The organism is Gynurincola endophyticus (genome assembly GCF_003991195.1).
Lineage (GTDB): Bacteria > Bacteroidota > Bacteroidia > Chitinophagales > Chitinophagaceae > Gynurincola > Gynurincola endophyticus.
This window is the reverse complement of sequence record NZ_RCWL01000001.1, coordinates 368,964-388,498: the sequence shown is the minus strand read 5'-3', so window position 1 is coordinate 388,498 and position 19,535 is coordinate 368,964. Positions and strand designations below refer to the sequence as shown.

General features: G+C 38.6%; 15 protein-coding genes. 2 read left to right on the top strand and 13 right to left on the bottom strand.

The window, feature by feature from the left end:
* Positions 1 to 43: 43 nt before the first annotated feature.
* The 8 genes from atpA to D9O48_RS01650 all read right to left on the bottom strand — a co-directional run bounded on the left by atpA (position 44) and on the right by D9O48_RS01650 (position 10,063).
* Entirely contained in the window at positions 44 to 1,621 is a 1,578-nt protein-coding gene (gene atpA / locus D9O48_RS01685) for a F0F1 ATP synthase subunit alpha (protein ID WP_126969949.1), read from the bottom strand.
* A gap of 59 nt (positions 1,622 to 1,680) precedes the next feature.
* The gene (atpH, locus tag D9O48_RS01680) at positions 1,681 to 2,244 is read right to left on the bottom strand and encodes an ATP synthase F1 subunit delta (RefSeq protein ID WP_126969947.1); all 564 of its coding nucleotides are present in this window, start codon (positions 2,242 to 2,244) and stop codon (positions 1,681 to 1,683) included.
* Between the two features lie 52 nt (positions 2,245 to 2,296).
* A complete protein-coding gene (gene atpF, locus D9O48_RS01675) occupies positions 2,297 to 2,791 on the bottom strand; it encodes a F0F1 ATP synthase subunit B (protein ID WP_126969945.1) in 495 nt (164 codons plus the stop codon).
* Positions 2,792 to 2,885: 94 nt separating this feature from the next.
* The gene (atpE, locus tag D9O48_RS01670; protein WP_233589141.1) at positions 2,886 to 3,113 is read right to left on the bottom strand and encodes an ATP synthase F0 subunit C; all 228 of its coding nucleotides are present in this window, start codon (positions 3,111 to 3,113) and stop codon (positions 2,886 to 2,888) included.
* Between the two features lie 72 nt (positions 3,114 to 3,185).
* On the bottom strand, positions 3,186 to 4,235 hold the full coding sequence (gene atpB / locus D9O48_RS01665; protein WP_233589140.1) for a F0F1 ATP synthase subunit A: 1,050 nt from the start codon (positions 4,233 to 4,235) through the stop codon (positions 3,186 to 3,188).
* Between the two features lie 284 nt (positions 4,236 to 4,519).
* The gene (locus D9O48_RS01660) at positions 4,520 to 5,860 is read right to left on the bottom strand and encodes a hypothetical protein (RefSeq protein WP_126969939.1); all 1,341 of its coding nucleotides are present in this window, start codon (positions 5,858 to 5,860) and stop codon (positions 4,520 to 4,522) included.
* Positions 5,861 to 6,058: 198 nt separating this feature from the next.
* Positions 6,059 to 7,864, bottom strand: a complete 1,806-nt coding sequence (locus tag D9O48_RS01655) for an ABC transporter ATP-binding protein (protein WP_126969937.1) — start codon at positions 7,862 to 7,864, stop codon at positions 6,059 to 6,061.
* Between the two features lie 15 nt (positions 7,865 to 7,879).
* Complete coding sequence (locus tag D9O48_RS01650) at positions 7,880 to 10,063, bottom strand: hypothetical protein (protein ID WP_126969935.1); 2,184 nt, start codon at positions 10,061 to 10,063, stop codon at positions 7,880 to 7,882.
* Between the two features lie 140 nt (positions 10,064 to 10,203).
* Between D9O48_RS01650 and D9O48_RS01645 the strand changes: the two genes are divergently transcribed.
* Both D9O48_RS01645 and D9O48_RS01640 read left to right on the top strand, forming a co-directional pair.
* Complete coding sequence (locus tag D9O48_RS01645) at positions 10,204 to 10,890, top strand: response regulator (RefSeq protein ID WP_126969933.1); 687 nt, start codon at positions 10,204 to 10,206, stop codon at positions 10,888 to 10,890.
* 22 nt (positions 10,891 to 10,912) lie between these two features.
* Complete coding sequence (locus D9O48_RS01640; protein WP_126969931.1) at positions 10,913 to 11,959, top strand: sensor histidine kinase; 1,047 nt, start codon at positions 10,913 to 10,915, stop codon at positions 11,957 to 11,959.
* Positions 11,960 to 11,969: 10 nt separating this feature from the next.
* On the opposite strand, the gene D9O48_RS01635 is transcribed toward D9O48_RS01640, so the two are convergent.
* The 5 genes from D9O48_RS01635 to D9O48_RS01615 form a co-directional block, all read right to left on the bottom strand.
* Complete coding sequence (locus D9O48_RS01635) at positions 11,970 to 13,247, bottom strand: DUF5690 family protein (RefSeq protein ID WP_126969929.1); 1,278 nt, start codon at positions 13,245 to 13,247, stop codon at positions 11,970 to 11,972.
* 198 nt (positions 13,248 to 13,445) lie between these two features.
* Positions 13,446 to 13,871: a hypothetical protein gene (locus D9O48_RS01630; protein ID WP_126969927.1), complete on the bottom strand. Its 426-nt coding sequence runs from the start codon at positions 13,869 to 13,871 to the stop codon at positions 13,446 to 13,448.
* Between the two features lie 8 nt (positions 13,872 to 13,879).
* Complete coding sequence (locus tag D9O48_RS01625; RefSeq protein ID WP_126969925.1) at positions 13,880 to 15,214, bottom strand: T9SS C-terminal target domain-containing protein; 1,335 nt, start codon at positions 15,212 to 15,214, stop codon at positions 13,880 to 13,882.
* 78 nt (positions 15,215 to 15,292) lie between these two features.
* A complete protein-coding gene (locus tag D9O48_RS01620) occupies positions 15,293 to 18,115 on the bottom strand; it encodes a TonB-dependent receptor domain-containing protein (RefSeq protein ID WP_126969923.1) in 2,823 nt (940 codons plus the stop codon).
* A 116-nt stretch (positions 18,116 to 18,231) separates the two neighbouring features.
* Entirely contained in the window at positions 18,232 to 19,512 is a 1,281-nt protein-coding gene (locus D9O48_RS01615) for a porin (protein ID WP_199750475.1), read from the bottom strand.
* Between the last annotated feature and the right edge of the window lie 23 nt (positions 19,513 to 19,535).

Genomic DNA, 19,535 nt, shown 5'->3' with positions numbered 1-19,535 from the left:
CCAATTGAATTGGCGAGGGCTTTATTATCTGAAACAGCTATTATTATTTATACTGAGGAGCTAATGATTTCACTAACTCAGTCATTTTTTTAAGACCTTCTTCAGGTAAATCACCTTTTTTGAAAGCCGCAAGAACTTCAGGGTGTTTGTTTTCCATTTCAAGTAAGAAGTGTTGTTCGAACTCTTTTACTTTTTTAACAGGAATCTCACGAAGTAAACCCTGTGTACCCAGGTAAACCATTGCTACCTGTTTTTCTACTGAATATGGAGAGTATTGTGGTTGTTTTAAAATTTCCACGTTACGCGCACCTTTATCCAATACTAATTTAGTAGCAGCATCTAAGTCACCACCGAATTTAGAGAAGGCTTCCATTTCACGGTAAAGCGCCTGATCTAATTTTAAAGTACCTGCTACTTTTTTCATTGATTTAATCTGAGCTGAACCACCCACGCGGCTTACAGAGATACCCACGTTGATCGCAGGGCGGATACCACTGTTGAACAGGTTAGACTCAAGGAAAATCTGACCGTCGGTAATAGAGATTACGTTGGTTGGGATATAAGCAGATACGTCACCAGCTTGTGTTTCGATGATCGGCAATGCAGTTAAAGAACCACCACCTTTAACCAGATGTTTGATAGAATCAGGAAGGTCGTTCATGTTTTTAGCTACACTATCATCGTTAATTACTTTCGCAGCACGCTCTAATAAACGGCTGTGTAAGTAGAATACGTCACCAGGATAAGCCTCACGGCCTGGAGGACGACGTAATAAAAGTGATACTTCGCGGTAAGCTACTGCTTGTTTAGAAAGATCATCATAAACAATTAAAGCAGGGCGTCCGGTATCACGGAAGAACTCACCAATTGCAGCACCTGCGAAAGGAGCGTAGAATTGAAGAGGGGCAGGTTCAGAAGCTGAAGCCGCTACGATAGTTGTATAAGCCATCGCACCGTTATCTTCTAAAGTTTTCATCACACCGGCAATGGTAGATGCTTTTTGCCCGATTGCTACGTATATACAGTACACTGGTTTACCAGCGTCGTAGAATTCTTTTTGATTGATAATAGTATCAATAGCGATAGCTGTTTTACCAGTTTGACGGTCACCGATGATTAACTCACGTTGTCCACGTCCTACCGGAATCATAGCATCGATCGCTTTAATACCAGTTTGTAGAGGTTCTTTTACAGGCTCACGAAATACAACACCCGGTGCTTTACGCTCCAGTGGCATTTCGTATAACTCACCAGTGATAGGTCCTTTACCGTCGATAGCTTCACCTAAAGTGTTTACTACGCGACCTAACATACCTTCACCTACGTTGATAGAAGCGATTTTTCCGGTACGGCGTACTTTACCGCCTTCTTTAATGTTGCCGCTATCACCCATCAATACCACACCCACGTTATCTTCTTCAAGGTTTAAGGCAATTGCACGTACACCATTTTCAAACTCTACCAGTTCACCTGAACGTACATTGTTTAAGCCGTATACACGGGCAATACCATCACCCACCTGCAATACGGTACCCACCTCTTCGAGATCAGCCGCTGCATTGAAGTTGCTCAATTGCTGACGCAATATCGCGGATATTTCATCTGGTTTAATCTCTACCATATAATATAACTGTTTAAGATTTTCTTGAATATCTAAGAAGGGGCTGCCTTCTCAATAAATTATCGGATGTTGTAAATAAAATCGTTTTTCATGAACTGGCTCTTGATTTTCTTCAGGTCATAAGCAACACTGGCATCTACCAATGTATCTCCTAATTCCAGAACAAATCCACCAATTAATGAAGCATCTACTGCTGTTTCCATTTCTACATTTTGTAAAGCTGTTTCGCTTTTCACTTTTTCGATAATGGCAGATTGTACAGCCGGGCTCACAGGCATAGCAGTGGTTAATTTCACTGTATGAATACCTTTGTGTGCTTTATACTGTTCAATAAATGCTGTAATAATTTCCGGTAAACCGGCTTCTCTACCTTTATTAATTAATAAACGGTTGAAAGCTGTCGTTAACTCACTCACTCTTCCAGCAGTAACAGCATCGAGAATAGCAATCTTTTTATCAGCTTTAATAACAGGGCTTTTAATCAGACTTACAAATTCACGGCTCTGTTTGGTAGCAGCCTGCAAAAATAACATGTCATTATACACTTGTTCTAACTGGTTTTTCTCAATCGCTAAACCAATTAAACTCTTTGCATATCTTCCTGCTAAACGTGGATTCGGCATAAATCAATCTTCTTATTTATATACAATACATTTACCGTTGTTCAGTAAATGATTAGTTCAATTTAATATCTTTCGTTAAGTCCTGGATGAATCTCTCCTGCTCTCCGGCATTGGTTAATTCACGTCCTAAAACTTTAGTAGCTACTTCAATTACCAGATTACCAACCTGATTTTTAACATCAGTCATAGCGGCATTTTTCTGGTGTTGAATGGCAGCCTGTGCTTCAGCAATGATTTTATTCGCTTCAATTTTCGCCTGTTCTTTCGCCTCATTGATCATTTTATCTCTTGCATCACGCGCTTCTTTCAATAATTGCGCTCTTTCCTCCTGTGCCTTTTGTAATAAAGCTTCATTGTCACTTTGTAGTTGTGCCATTTCTGCTTTTACTTTTTCAGCCTGGGCTAAAGAATCAGCAATACCTGTTTCTCTTTCTTTCAACGCACCTACGATAGGTTTCCAAGCAAATTTTGCCAAAATCACTAATACAACTGAGAATGCTACCAGCATCCATACAAATAATCCCAAATCCGGAGTGAGTAATTTCATATATAATAGGCTTTTATATAAGCTTTAATCTTTTTTCTCTGAAAGAATTTCTGCATCCGCCGCCCTGTGCTTTAGATGCAGAAATAAGTTTTGACTAGATGAAAATCGCTAAGATACCAGCGATAACTGCGAAAAGAGATACACCCTCTACGAACGCAGCAGTCAAAATCATGTTTGAACGGATGTCGTTAGCAGCTTCAGGTTGACGAGAGATAGACTCTACAGCACCTTTACCGATTTGACCGATACCGATACCAGCACCGATTGCTGCCATACCTGCACCAATTGCACCACCAGCATTAGCCCAAGCTACATCGCTCAATAAAATGGTTAATAAATCCATGATTGTGATTTTTATATAAATAATAAATAAAAAAAATTGACAACTTAACGATTAATGATGAGCATGCTCATCTTCATGATGATGATGTTCTTCAATAGCTCCACCCAGGAATACAGCCGTCAGGTTGGTAAAGATATAAGCCTGAATAAACGCTACCAATATTTCAATCATGTAGATGAAGATGGTGAACGCAATTGAAACAGGCGCAAATCCGAAACCCGCAGCTGAACCGAAATTACCAAAGATGAAAATTAAAGAGATCAAACAAATAATGATAATGTGACCCGCTAAAATGTTTGCAAACAAACGCACAATTAACGAGAACGGCTTAGTGAAAATACTCAAAATCTCTACCGGCACTAAAATCGCCTTTACACCACCCGGAACAGGAGGGTTAAAGATGTGGCCCCAATAATGCTTATTACCACTAAAGTTGATCACCAGCATTGAAATAATACCTAACACTGCCGTAAACACGATATTACCGGATACGTTGGCAGCCCCGGGAATCATCCCAAAGATGTTGTTTATTAATATAAAGAAGAAAACTGATAATAAGAACGGTAAGTAACGTTCGTATTTTGACCCCAGGTTAGGCTTAGCTACCTCATCTCTGATAAACAGAATCACTGTTTCCAATGCATTCTGGAAGCCTTTCGGTGCAGTTGTTCTTCCTATTCCTTTTTTGTACTTATTGGCAGCACTGATTAAAATACTTACCAATACAATAATTGCCAATAACATCTGAGCAACATTACGCGTAATAGACAAATCATACACTTTTACCGACTCATCAATTGCACCTGCTTCATTTACCGCATAAATTTTCTCATCGTCAATTTTATACCCGTTGTAAACAGCATGACCATGCTCCAGTTTAGAAGACATGAAAACATCCCAGCCACGTTCTTTAGAATATAATATAACGGGCAAAGGAATGGTTACAGGGTGTAAATGACCCTCACTATCGGTGTAATCGAAAAAGTGGAATTCGTGTGCATCCAATACGTGACCGAATATTACCTTGTTTGCATCGAAGACTTTAGGTTTTTCTTCGCCTGCATGTTCATCATTTGCGAATGCTACATTCGAAAAAAGCATCAATAGAAGGCTAAAAACCGCTACTGACAAGCATTTGACACGATTAAAGATCATACTTCCCTGAAATTTGGCGCAAAGATAAGGAGCAGAACTTCAAAAACGAAGGCGAAAGCAAAGTATTTATTAATTATATATAAGATTTAGACTCTTTTTTGACATTTCAGACGTTTTATACCTGTTTTTCAAAGAAAAACAATTGAATGTTAGTTGTTTATAGCCTTTTTGGCAGTTTGCTTATTTTTTTGTAACTTATTAGAATAGGGGTTTTGCCAACTCGTTGAAAATCAACGTTTCGCATTTCTTCTTCTCTTTTGATACTGGTACCACGACGCATGCTCCTGTAAGGTAGCTTCAACAAACGCTTTATCTCCATGTATCAGAATAATCTTACTTCGATCAATAAAAACCAACTCTTTCACAAATGGTTTTGAAAAATCGGGTATTGAATCCACAAATTCGCCAAGGTATTTCTGTACATCTTTCCACTCTTCTTCATAGTTGTCTGAAAATATATACATCTTGGTAGTTGTAGGTAGCATTTCGTCTAAACGATTGTCTATCAGATACCTGCGATAATAATAAAAAGGATAATACATATCTACCATAGTCAGGTATTCGTAGCTGGGTACTCTTACCTCGCGGTACTGCAGCAAAAAATCCCAATCCCGCATCCAACGTCTCACGCTACGGTCGAGCTTTTCTAAGTAGCTATTAATAAATTGAATATCAATTGAACGGCCCGCTTTGATATACTGACTAACCAGCGGGTGAATGATTTTTGAAGCCTCACTCACATAATGATTTCTGTAATACCAGCTGCCAGACTCTTCACTGTTAAACATTTCACGGTAGGCCCAGCCATTTCCGACCGCTGTTGCGATCACTTCATCCATTAACCAGTTTGCATAACGGGAACCATTCCATGGTGAGTTGACAACAGTCGCATCAATTACACGTTTCATCCTGCTGCTCATGTCTGAATAAAAAAGGTGACTGATTTCATGTACAAGTGTAGAAATAGCCTGCCTCGGATCTACATGAATAATCGGTAAAGCAACTTCCCCCCTGTTCAGAAATGAAGTTCCGGTAGTGAGCAGGTTATCGAGAACCGGATATATAGCAATTACATAATCTTTCATTTTTACACCATAGAAACCGGCGATTGTATGAAGCTTTTGCGTTACATCCAGATCCTCCATCATTGTATTGAGGAGCTGCATAGCCAGTTTTATCTGTTTATCATAGGGCTTTTCTACGATTTCCTGATAAATCGGCTTAAATAAATACAGCATGCGCTCATACTGTGCGATATATTCTTCCGGAATAATACCCTCGGCGTAAGTACGGTAACTCATTTGCGGTGTTTCGTCGAGTATATACTTTTCCATTAACCGAAAAAAAGAAAGCGGCATTTTCTGGCCTACGGGATAGTCGTAATAGCGCAGATTATAACTGAGGTAGTCAAGTCGTAATGAGTCAAGGAAATGAATAGTATGGAGGTCTAACCCCCTTAAAACGAAATACTTGTCTTTTTCTGTAGAAGGCCCCTGGTCGAGCAACTTTTTTACAAACTGTATAGTGGCGTAATCAGAATTGTATACCAGTTTCACAGATTGTGCTGGCAAATTCACGGCAAGTAACAGTAGTAGTATTATATTTAATAGTAGAGGGCGAATCATTTGGGTTTATTGCTTTCTTTTTTAAGAAACGCAGCTTATCCTATCCGCTTCATTTCTTCCTGTTTCGTAAAACAGGAAGAAATGAAGTTTTTTTTAACACACAAAACTTTATCCCCTTAAACTACTATAAGTTACAAACTTTTTTTAATGTGACAATTGTTGGAATTGCATTTCATGAAGTTTGTGATAATATCCTTTTCGATTCATCAGTTGTTCATGATTTCCCATTTCAACAATTTCACCTTTATCCAACACTATAATTTTATTTGCTTTTCTGATCGTGCTCAAGCGATGGGCTATAATAATAGAGGTTCTTCCGGCTATCAGTTTATCGATAGCATGCTGGATCAACTGTTCCGTTTCCGTATCAACGGATGATGTAGCCTCATCTAAAATTAAAACCGACGGATTAAATAAAAGTGCTCTGATAAATGAAAGCAACTGTCTTTGTCCTAATGATAAAGTAGCCCCTCTTTCCTGCACATCAAACTGATAACCGCCGGGCAGTTGTTCGATAAATTCGTGCAGGTCAATCATTTTAGCAGCATCTTTTACCTGTTCTTCTGTAATATTCGGGTTACGTAAAGTAATATTATCATGTACGGAACCGGAGAATAAAAATACATCCTGTAGTACCACACCAATATTTTTACGCAGCACTTCGATATCATATTCATCAATATTCACTTCATCAATCAAAATTTCTCCTTTTTGTATTGAATAAAGTCTGTTTAATAACGAGATGATAGAAGTTTTGCCGCTTCCTGTATGTCCGACAATTGCTACGGTTTCGCCCTGTTCAACTTTAAAATTAATATTTTTCAGTACGTTTCTGCCTTCTATATAAGCAAAATCCACATTTTTGAATTCGATAGAACCTTTAATAGATGCTGGTTGGAAAGTTCCTTCGTTTTTTGTCACATCAGGATTGTCGAGCACTTTGAATACGCGTTCGCTGGCGATCATTCCCATCTGAAGTACATTGAATTTATCTGCAATTACGCGTAATGGTCTAAATAATAAATTCAGACAGAGGTAGAACGAAATCAGTTTACCGATCAGCAGGTTAGCGTCGGCAGCGTTCAATCCTACGTTTGTTTTTGCAACCCACCATACCAGCAAGCTGGTAGAAACGGCCAGAATAATTTCCACCACAGGAAAAAATACCGAGTAAGCAAAGATGGCCTTAATATTGGCATTGCGATGTTCTTCATTAATCTTTACGAACTTATTCATCTCCTGTTTTTCAATCGCAAATCCTTGCACGATCGGCATTCCGGCAATGTGTTCCTGAACATAAGCATTTAATTGCGCAATGGCATTTCTCACTCTGATAAACGACTTATTCACCGACTCTTTAAAGTAATAAGTAGCAATAATCAGGAATGGGAAAGGTGCCAGACAGATCAGTGTTAGTTGCCAGTCTGAATAGAACATAAATCCAAGAATTGCAATAATCGACAGCAAATCGGCAATAATCGGAATTAAACCGTCAGAGAAGACTTCATTAATAGATTCAATATCATTAATTGTTCGTGTAGTGAGTGTTCCGATAGGGGTCTGGTCGTACTGCTTCAGGTTAAGGTGGAGTACTTTATTAAAAACTTTCACGCGAAGGTCACGAACAACGGTTTGTCCGAGCCAGCTGGTCATAAAAGAGAAGAAAAAGCGCATGGCACTTTCTAAAAGCAGAATACCGATTTGAATGATGGTAATCCAGACGATCAGAGAGATCAATGCGTCTTTTGTGCCTGTTTCGGAGGCTTCTACGCCCTGTACGACGTAATTGTTAATAGTTTCCTGAATCAGGTATGGGCGAACGGGAGCCACAACGGCCAACAAGACCGCCAATACCACTGATCCCCAGAAACGGTGTTTATACGGAGCAGCGTAACTAAATACGCGCTGTAGGAGTTTAACGTCGAAAATTTTCTTGTTTTTGTTCTGCATGCGTTTGCAAAGATACTATTCCTCATTCATCGCCGTACGATAAGCTTTGATGAAAATTGCACCTAAATTTTTGTATGGCGGGATATAATCTTCAAATTTTTCTTTAGCGTCACCATCTTTTATTTTTGCAGCTAATTCTTTCCACATCGCAGGCCAGTTAACCGCCTTTCCGGCTACAAATCGGTTATTTAGTGCTTCAATAATCGGTTCGTTCACCAATTTTGTTCCTACTTGTTTTGAAGAAATAATATGAGCGTCGTTACAAATCGTCAGTACTTCGTTCAGGTTATTATAACCTCCGCACGATCCCAGTACTACAATTTTTGCAGTCGGCGCCAGTTTTCTCAAAGTTGAAGGTAAATGGTAGCTATGTCCACGATGTATTACAACCGTTGGTTGTAAATTGTTTTCATCCAGATATTTTATTAGCGCGTCCTGTGCTTTGTCGTCGGGGTCATCCGGTCCGTACAGCGGTTTATTCGCAAAAATCTGTACCGGCTTACCCGTTGTATTCGTAATAGTTACCCAATTCGGGTTATTATCAGTGATTTTCCAGCCGGCCTTATTTCTGAACATCCCCAAAAAGTTTGCATAAGAATACTGGCCGTCATTGTCGTCATCGCCGTAAAAGAAAACCTGTTGAATCACTTTTCCGTCTTTGTCTGTGAGTTCATTATAATCCTGTGTATATACAGATGGAATTCCTAACTCTTTAGAAAGGTCGATTTTTGAGTTTTCTTCGGCCGATTTAAACAGGGTTTCCAATAAGCGGTAAATAGCAATCCCTCTTTTATTTTGCTGTTGAATATTTTTCAGGTGGTTCACGCTTACTTCATTCAACACAAAGGCAGCCAATGATTTATTTTTATCCATGATGCTGCTGTAAGAGTCAGCAACGTCTACTGCGTCTTCCAGGTCATGATTATAATTATCACGTTCTAAACCGATTACAAACGACTTCATTAAAGTTTCGGCGTTTTCCTTATCCATTGTAGCCAAAAACTTATCGAGCGTATTATACCCAGCAGCCATTTTAATAAACTTTCTGAAATAATCTCCATGCACACTCATCAGTAAACTATCTCCACGCGGATTTTTCATACTCTGGAAAATGCGCGGATATACACCTTCCACATAACTGGAAGTATAAATTTCATCTTCACTCAATACAGCAATGTAATACAATTCAGGAGCGGATAAACCTTCCAGTACTTTATACCGGACTGCGGGATTAGATACATTATGCAAAGCGTTGATTTCGCGCACAAAAGTTTCCTTCACTTTACGCGCCATCATATCTGTTAAAGCTTTCATTTCCTCTGCAGTATCTCTGTAAGGAGGAAACATTCTTCCCATATAATCGATACGGGTATTGACCATCAATTTGTAATAAGCCCGGTTGTTATCTTTTACAGCGTCTATTTCTTCTATAGACGTTCTACCTTTTACGATGTTATCCAGAAACGGAAAATACATTTGTCCGCTTTTGCTACCAGCCATCTGCGCAACTGCTTTTACGGTAGGGTTGGTGTGATTACGGATGCGATTTCCTAACTGATCTCTCACCTGCGCATAATCGTACAGCTTGCGCAGGTCGCGTTTAGCTGCTATTTCAATTAAACTGTCGGCAAAAGTCACATTCGGCATTTTCCGTAATGAAGGCAGAATCTGATCGGGATATAAGGCACAGTATTTACGAAGGATAATTACAGGTGCAGATTGTACCCCCAGGTTATCAGCCATGTAATGCTTCATAGATTCGTAGAGAATAACTGCAACGCCATACGAGCTTTTGTCTACTACAGAAACAATCGACTGCCCTTGTCTTTCATATTTAAGCGCTTCTATAAAATTCAGGGTAGCTTCTTTTGCCATGCGGGGCGGATAATCTGCTTGTCCTTTTCTGTTATTAAACTCCTGCAGAAAAAAGTCGACAGTACGTAACTCTTTCACTTTTGCCTGTGAAGAATTAGAGTTGTTAATTTCAATATCTTTTTGAAGGGAATCTATTGTTTCAATCAGGTAAAAACGAACTGTATCGTATTCAACCGGGGGAACGTTGGATAATGCTCTTTGTTGTTGTTTATCAATATTATCATGCCATAGCTGACGCTCCATTGCGACAGAAAAACCATCCTGCGCTAACAGGCTTTGAAAGGCAAGGACCAAAAGCACTAAAATCTTAAAAAATTTCTTCATAATCAACACTCAAATTAAGCAAAAATACTACCAAAAAGAGATTTAATTACGTTAAAGCTTTGATCAGTTAACAATTTCATAATCCCTTTTTGTAATTCTTAACTTGGTTTAAAATTATTTTTGCGTAAATTTTGTGTTAAATGGATTTCAAAGGAAAAAAAATATTGATCGCAGACGACGAGGCAGATATCCGTGAAATCATCCAATATAATCTGGAAAAAAACGGATACAGTGTTGAAACGGCAAAAGATGGGGAAGAAGCACTGACAATAGCCAAACAATTCCAGCCAGACCTCATTATACTGGATATTATGATGCCAAAGAAATCAGGAACACAGGTTTGTGAAATCCTCAGATCTTTACCCGCATTTGAAAACACTCTTATCATCTTTCTTACCGCGTTAAGCGACGAAACTACTCACATTGAAGGCTTGGAAATGGGCGGTGATGATTACATCAGTAAACCGATCAGTCCTAAAGTATTGGTTTCAAGAGTAAATGCATTATTCCGCCGGGTACAAAACAACGAAGATGATAGCGCCGGTGTTTTACAGATTCAGAACATCACTATCAATCCCGAAAATTACGAGGTTAAAGTTGACGGGAATCACATAATTTTAGCAAAGAAAGAGTTTGAACTTTTACATTTATTAGCTACTAAACCTGGCAGAGTGTTTCTCAGAAACGAAATACTGCATCAGATTTGGGGTAATGATGTAATTGTAGGAGACAGAACAATCGATGTTCACATTCGAAAAATCAGACAAAAGTTAGGTATTGATTGTATTACCACTGTTAAAGGTGTAGGATACAAATTCCAGTTCTAGCTTTTTTAATTTTCTTTGCCAGATGCCTGGAACTAAAAATTTAACCACGCAACAGCTCTCGGCGCTGTGTGCGATCTCTATTGCGCTCCCTGTTGCAATCGGATTTTATCTTGTATCCCTCAAACTACTATACTTTCTTATTTCGTTAGTAATTGTTTTTGGAGCTGGTTATTATATTATTCATTTTTTGGTTGATAAATACGTAAACAGAAAAATCAAATTGATTTATAAGCTGATTCAGCAAACAAAATCAACCAAAAAAGAAGAAATGTATTTCAAATACCTGCTTCCTCAAAAAACAGTTGATGATGTACGTAAAGACGTTGAAGAATGGAGTGAAAGGTTTTCTCTTGAATACCGTGCACTACTGGAGAATGAAAGGTACCGGAAAGAGTTTCTGCAAAACTTATCCCACGAATTAAAAACGCCCATTTTCGCTATTCAGGGGTATGTTGACAGTTTACTGGACGGTGCTCTTGACAATGAAAAAATTGCCCAACGATTTTTAGAGAATACCAATAAGAATGTTGACAGGTTGGTAGATCTGGTGAATGACCTTGACCAGATTTCACGATTAGAAATGGGACAATTACCACTTAACAAACAATACTTCATTATTCAGGATCTTGTAAAAGAAATCTTTGATCTTTTATCAATTCACATACACTCTAAACAAATCAAAACCGGAATTAAGAAAGGTTGTGAGCATCCGATACAGGTGTATGCTGATAAAGAAAAAATCAAACAGGTATTGATTAACATTATCGAAAACGCCACTAAATATGGTAAAGAGAAAGGCCATATCACTGCCAGTTTTTATAAAACAGATGATGATAATGTATTGATCGAAATCAGTGATGACGGATTTGGTATTGAACAGCAAAACCTTCAAAGGATTTTCGAACGTTTTTTCAGAACCGACAGTGCGAGAAGCAGAGAAATCGGAGGCTCCGGTTTAGGATTAGCAATTTGTAAACACATCATCGAAGCCCACGGTCATAGTATTCATGCAAGAAGCAGAGTAGATATCGGAACCACGATCGGATTCTCATTATCTACGGCCGAATAACAACTATTAATTAAGATTTAAGTGTTTTGTATTTTTTGCTGAAATAGAAGCCACTGAATAATGTACCTACCAGACCGATTGTAGTAAAGATCATTACACAGATCGGGAAGAACTCTAACCACGAAACCTCTACATCGGAAAACTCTTTCCAAAGCATTACAATGATGCTTCCCAGGTATCCCCATGCATCTACCGTATAAATAAGAAAACCTACGTTTCCGTGCACTTTAAAAGTTGCGATTAAACGATCAAAGAAAATACAGTTAAACGGAATATACCCCATGTATAAACCAAGCCCGGTTAGTTGCATCCACATGGCACCGTCTAACTGGCCGCTGAAGAAAAATAAAGAGGAAAGTCCTGCCAATGCAAATCCGATAAATATTAATATGTGAACGATATTAAGGGCGAGAATATTTTTACGGATGAGCACTACGAGGCTCATCATTATTAATACAATAATAGAAGTGATGGTTTCGGTTCGGGTGAAGATGGCAGCATTCTGTCCATACCCCAGCTCGTTCCAGATATTAGCCATAAAATTGTCACGGATATCTCTCATGATAGTGAGAAAGAGGTAAGTTAATACAACAGCCAATACCCCCAATCCGAAAGTACGCATAAAACGAAGCCGGTCTTCTTTATTCATAGGCAAACGCTCGGTGCGTTCTGCTACATCATCTTCATCGGGAGCAGGTATTTTTTCGAGCAGGTACATAAATACAATCAGCGGTAAGGCAAAAACCAGCCCGGTAGCGAAAGCAAGCCATTGCTCGGCAACGTGAAAATGATCGCGCAGATATACTGCTACGGAACGGGTAAAACCACCTGCAAAAATGAAGCTCACAGCCAGTGAGGTTCCAATAAAGTCAGTAGCTCTCCGTCCTTCAACATAACTGAAAATAATTCCCCACATAAAGCCCAGACAAAAACCATTTACAAACAAACAGAGCATTCCCCAGGGTGCAGGTAAGATGGCAAAAATCAACATTGCCAGCCACGAAATACCAATTAATACTGCCGAAGATTTCCATCTTCCGAGACGGCCGAGTTCAGAAATGAATTTAATACCGTAAAACTTACTGATCATGTATCCTACCACCTGACTGATAATCAGTAAAACCTGGTACTTAACACCCCAGAAGCTGATACCCTCAAAAGTGGCAACAGTAAAGGGTTTGCGATAGGCAAAGATGGAAGTATAAGTTAAAAAGGCTACTACGGCAGCGGCGATAGCCACCAACAATTGTTGGCGGGAAAACTTCTTGGATACAGTGCTGGTTGGCAAGTCAGTATTTTTTTAAGGTTCTGGTTGGGTGCTATAAATATAATGATTTTTAATTTTATCTCTCCTTTCACCTTAAAAGATTGCTGACTGTATATATAACAAAAAGCCCTTGCGCAGTGGCGGTAATCAATACCATTCAGCGCAAGGGCAGACAAAAATTTATAAAAAAACCATCTCTGAAGAGAGATGGTTAAGGGATTAAACTCCCGTGAACTCCTGTAAAGCAAGTTTGATTTGTTCGCTTAGCGGGTGATAGATTCTTTTCCCATTTACTACATAACTAAGAAACTCTTCTCCGTGTTTTGTAGAAATATAAAGGGTTTTGAAGGGCTCACCTTTTGAGAACAAGTATATCTTGTATTGATAAGCGTCGATATTCAACGAAACAGTATCCGTATGAATATTCTGATTGATTTGTTGGGAAAGAGCTGCATCAACTACAAATTGATGTTGATATTCTTTCTGTTCCAGATAATCCGGGAAGTGTAATACTTCCACACTATCAATAATAATTTCTTTCCAGTCTGCTGTCGGAGTGATAGCAGGTGTTTTAGGATTGTTCTTACATCCAACCAGTGAATAAAGAACAATCCCTAAACATAATATCATTAAAAATTTCTTCATGGAAGGAATTAATAAACGTTTGTTTTCGGAGTGAAGCTAGTCCATTTATCTAACCAGTTCTGAGCACCTACCGCACCTCTGAAAGTTTCAGTTTGGAAGAAAGCAGGTAACCCGGCGAAATCAGCACCTGATAATGCAGGAGAACCTGTAGCAGGAGCAAATTTAGGAGCAGTTAAGTTAAACGGATCAGTTAAACCGATTTCAGCTGCTGTAGCATAAGTGATACAACCGTCTGCTTCAGCTTTAGTTTTGAAATCAGCAGAAGTGATAATACTTTCAGCCTGGCTTAAATAAGGATTTGCAATTGCGTGTACCAGGTTGTTAGCGAAGATAGAAGAACCATCTTTATAAGCTTCTGCAGTTAAGTTTGATTCTAAAGAGATACCAGCTTGTTGATAACCCATAATGATTGAGTTTTTCAACACAAAGCGAGAAGCTCTTCTGAAACGGTTACCGTATTTATGTCTAACATTAGTAGAAGCATTGTTTGGTCCTACGAAAGTAAAATTAGACAATACTGCACGAGTGTACGGAGTTGCTGTTGTACCAGAACCGTCGTTATCACTTTCGATACCGTTGTTATCATCACCGTTATCTACTGTATTAGGATCTTTCAATGCAATACCATATTGAATGTTTCCGATATAACCTAAATCGAAATCGAAATCATCATCAGAAGTTGCATAAGAAATTAATCTTTTTGCGTTTACAGTACCACCGAAGAATTCAAAACCATCATCGTTACCGAAAGAGATCTGAATATTTTCAAGAACAGTGCCTGTACCAACGCCACCTAAAGTTAAACCGTTGATTTCAGAACCTGCGAAAGCAGCGATACCGGCAAACTCAATTCTTACATATTTCAGAATACCTGAGTTATCAGCAGCATTCGTACCACCATATGATCTATCTAAACCACCTTCAATAGTTGGTGTTGCAGTTCTGTTTGTAGGAGCTTTACCTAATAAAACAACACCACCCCAATCACCAGGAGCACGTTGTCCGGCAGGTTGACCTGAAGTAAATACGATTGGCTTATCAGCAGTTCCTTCAGCAATTAATTTACCACCTCTTTCAACACATAATGCAGCTTTTTCTTCAGTTGAACCAACGATTACCGTACCCGGTTCAATTCTGATGGTAGCACCGTCAGCAACATAAACATAACCTTTTAAGGTCCATTTTTTATCTGCAGTTAAAGTGATATCACTTGTAACAGTACCTTGAATTGTAGTGTTTACCGGAGTAGTATCATCGTCATCATCATCATCAGATTTACTACATGCATTAAAAGCAACAGCTAACAGCATTAATGAGTACAATGTTTTTTTCGAGAAGATCATGTTAATGTTTTTTTAAGATGAACGAAATTCAATTTTTATTATGATCTGTATATGAAACTAACGTGAACAAATTGTAAACTAAAATTGATAAGTGAACGACAACCCTAACGAAGAACCGACTTTATAACTCATCCAGATTCTATCTTCACTTTCTTTGTAAGATCTTTTAGAAATCTTGTCTGTATCTGTTCTGTAGTTCTGATAGAATACAAATGATTGATTCAACAAATCAGATACATTCACTTTCAATTCTCCTTTATCTTTCAGGATTCTTTTTGACAACTGCAGATCAATCAATGTTCTACCGTTTTCATAAATATCCGGGAAGCCTTTCGGGTCATTACCAACTGCTTCAACCCTGTGTCCGATTCTATTCAACATACCACTGAAACTCCATCCGCTGGTAGGATGAGAATAAACAAAACCGGTATTAATCAGGTATGGAGATTGCCCCTGCATCGGGCGATCAGCATCTGCATACGCCATATCAATTCCTTCTATATCAACTTTTGATTTAATAACTGCAGCATTTGCAAATACGGTTATATCATCTAACCACGCAGCATCACCTAAAAAGCTTAAACGTTTTCTAACTTCCGCTTCTAAACCAAAACTTGTTGCTGCATTCGCATTATAATATTCAAGAATAGGGTTCAAAGAAGGAGAACCCGGATCAACTCTAAGTTCTATAGGATTTTTGAAGTGTTTGTAGAATGCTGTTATAGAGAATACTTCACCATTATTAGGATATACTTCGTAACGCAAATCAATATTTGTATGTTGGCTTCTCTCTACATCAAAACGACCTCTAACCTGTAAGTTTCTTACGAAATCATAGAAAGAGAAGTTCGCCATTTCACGCAATTCTGGTCTGCCTACTGTTCTGCTGGCTGCAAATCTCAGATTCGAGATAGACGTCAACTCATAAGTAAGGTTCAACGAAGGCAGGATATCTACATAATTTCTTGGAACTGTTCTGGCAGATCCCGAAAAATCAAATGTATTTACTTTCGAATCAAAGTATTCAGCACGAATACCCCAAACCAGTTTTAATCTGTCTGTTACTTTATTATCAACCATACCGTAAGCAGCTAATAACTGAGTTTGCGCATCATAACTATCGGTATTATTGGTAATTTCCTCTAATGCCAATCCGTTAGCATGCATATTCGATTTACTGAAGATCTCATTGATATTCTGCGTAAGGATTGATTCATCAAAACCTGCTTGCGGAGATCTGTTGTATCTGAATATTCTGGCTGAGAAGTCTCTTTGTTTAAACTGAGAGAATACACCCATTTTAATAGTACCAACTTTCTTCTCTTTCCAATTTAACGGAGCTGTATAATTTACATTTGCACCAATTGCATGATCTTTCAAATTCGCAAAGAAGCGATAAGTATCTCTTAACACCACCATCGGAGGGTCATTTTTATAAATCTCTGCCGAATCTTTAATGAACGGAGCAAATTTATAATCAGGATGGTCTCTTTGAGTAAATGAATAATTGATATTCCAGTTAAAGCTTCTGTTTTTTCTCAAAGTATGCACACCTTCCAACTGCGAAGACAACATTGACTTCACTACAGTTTCAGAACCCTGTGCTGTAACAATCACACCGCCACTATAATACTGATAACCCGATCTCAATAAATTATTAGTTTCAAAGAGGCTATTATATAAGTTTCTGAGTGTGATTTTTGTTTTACCTTTTTTATAAGACAGATTCCACAATGCACCTAAAGCGGTAGAGAATTTATAAGTCGAATCCTCATATCTGTATGCCGCTCCATTCACAGATTCATATTGGTTATCATATTCTGATCTGATACCTGCACTCATGGTTTGGCTGTTCTTATAGTTCAGTGATAACACAGAACCGATCTGAGCTCCGTTGTCACGGTCTATTTTCTGCCCCCAGGTTAACTGGTATGACTGGTTAGGTAATGCATTACCGTGGTAACGATCACCGTAAGTATTTTTTATTTTTGCAGATTGTTCTGCTCTGTCTGCAAAAAACGAACCCTGAAAATTTTTACGGCTGGGGAATGATGCAGGTAATGTTCTGTCGCCATTCTCATATCCTAAATAATCAGTTTTTCCCAGATAACCGATCTTAAACGGCTTTCCGGTACTCATGGTATTATAACTAACGCCTCCCCCTACTTGTAAAAAGTTTTCGGTAGGAACATCTTTTGTACTGATCTGTGTAACTCCACCTGCGAAATCACCGGGAAGGTCAGGTGTTGCAGTTTTATAAATGAAAATATTATCTAATAATTGAGAAGGAATAATATCAAAAGAAAAAGCTCTGCGGTCTGGTTCAGTACTTGGTAACAATGCATTGTTTAACAATGCAATATTATATCTGTCGGTTAAACCTCTTACCACAACAAATCTGTTGTCTTGAATAGAAGTACCGGTAACTCTTTTTAATACATCTGAGGAGTTTCTATCAGGAGATTTTTTAATTGATTCTGCAGAAATACCATCAGCGATAGCCGGGCTTCTTCTCTGCATCTGAATGATTGCATTAACGCTTTCTTTTCTTGCAGAAACCGTAACCTGTGCTGTTTTAAGAACTTCTTCGGCAGCTGCCAATGTAACGGTAATATTCTCTATTTTATCCTTTTGAAGTTGAAGTTTTGTGAGAGTTTTTGGCTGATAACCTATAATAGAGAAGTGAATGGTAATGACACCTGGTTCTTTTAATGTCCAGGAAAAGGCGCCCTGATCGTCGGTAGTTTTACCACCTGTTACACCATCAATAGTAATGGTGACACCCGAGAGCGGTTCTTTTTTGTCGTTTAACACAACCCCCTGAATGGTTTGTGCCTGAAGTACCGATCCTATGATTAAGAACAGTGCTCCTAATAATGCTTTACAGAATTTTTGCTTCACAGTTGTTGACTTTTGTTGCGCAAAACTATCTGTACTGCATTAAGAGAATGTTACTGTAAAATGATCGAATTGTGAATTAGATATTAACTTATTATTAAGTCTGTATTTTCGTAGTACTAGAATGTATACTGTATTCTGAAGGTGAATATATTGTCTTTTTTATCAGAGGTAAAATCTGTCAATCTGGTTTTCTCATTCCTGGGCATATCATACCAGATCATCAGCTTCAAATTCTCACTCATATAATAATTGTATCCCACACTCCAGGTATCATAGCGGATGTCAGCCGCAGAAAATACACCATTGTTATAGATTTCTTCACCTTTTACATCTCTGTTCGGATCATAAAAGTCATATCGTATACCGAACTGATGTTTAGGATTCACTATATCCTGTAAAAGATATACAAAAGCACCATCAAAGTCACGTACAAAAAAAGGAAGGTCTTCCAGGTCGTCAGGAGTTTCGCTTGAGCGTTGATAGGCACTTTGTTTACCTTTCCAGTATTCAGCCCGTAACTGCGTCTGCCCCCAACGGTGCTTCCATTTCAACTGAGCATCAGCTCCATAATATATACGTGGAGACCTGCGGCCGATGTGATTTACATTAGAATCTACGATATACTGATTTTTTGCGGTATGGTAAGAGTATTTTGAGGGTTGCATAATTCCGCCCTGAAGCGTTGAAAGCCCCACATTTAAAGTAACATTCTTTACAATCGGAATGTCGCGATAGGTAATTCTGCTGATCAGGTCTTTATAACTATCGTACTCTCTTTCGCTGATAAGCCCCTGTCCATTAAAAACACCCACATCAAATTGTAAATTTTTGAGTGCATTTTTAGCTTTGCGTGACCTGAATGTTATCATTGCCCCCAGATCACGTTCTGTGCGCATCAGAATTTGCGACATTCTGCCACGCTCGGGAACTTCCCTGAATTGTGAAGAATAGTTTACTTCATGTCCGAAAGGACGGGCAAACATCCCCATCGTGAAAGAGAACAGTTGCAGTTTATTTTCAAAATAACGCCCCCAGAAGTCTCTGATATTTACACCACGTTCGGTTCCGTCAATCTGCATAACCACCTGCACAACAGGTTGATCCAGGTCATTCATTCGCAGAAAATCAAACCTGAACCTCGCCCGGCGAAACATGAAACGGTTATCTGAATGCTCATTAAAATTACCCCCGTTGTAGGTTTGAGCACCTTTTTCTTGTATTACCTGATATTGAGGATGTATATACCCGCTCAGTCTCAGATAGTTATAATGTTTATAAATATCCAGTAAGCCTTTCCCTACATCACTGGTGGTATCCACCATATCCATCAGAAGCTTTTGGGAATAAGCAAAATAGGTCACAAAAGTGAGCCCAAACAATAAGAAAATTTTTTTCATACTAGAAATTCAGCAAAAAGAGG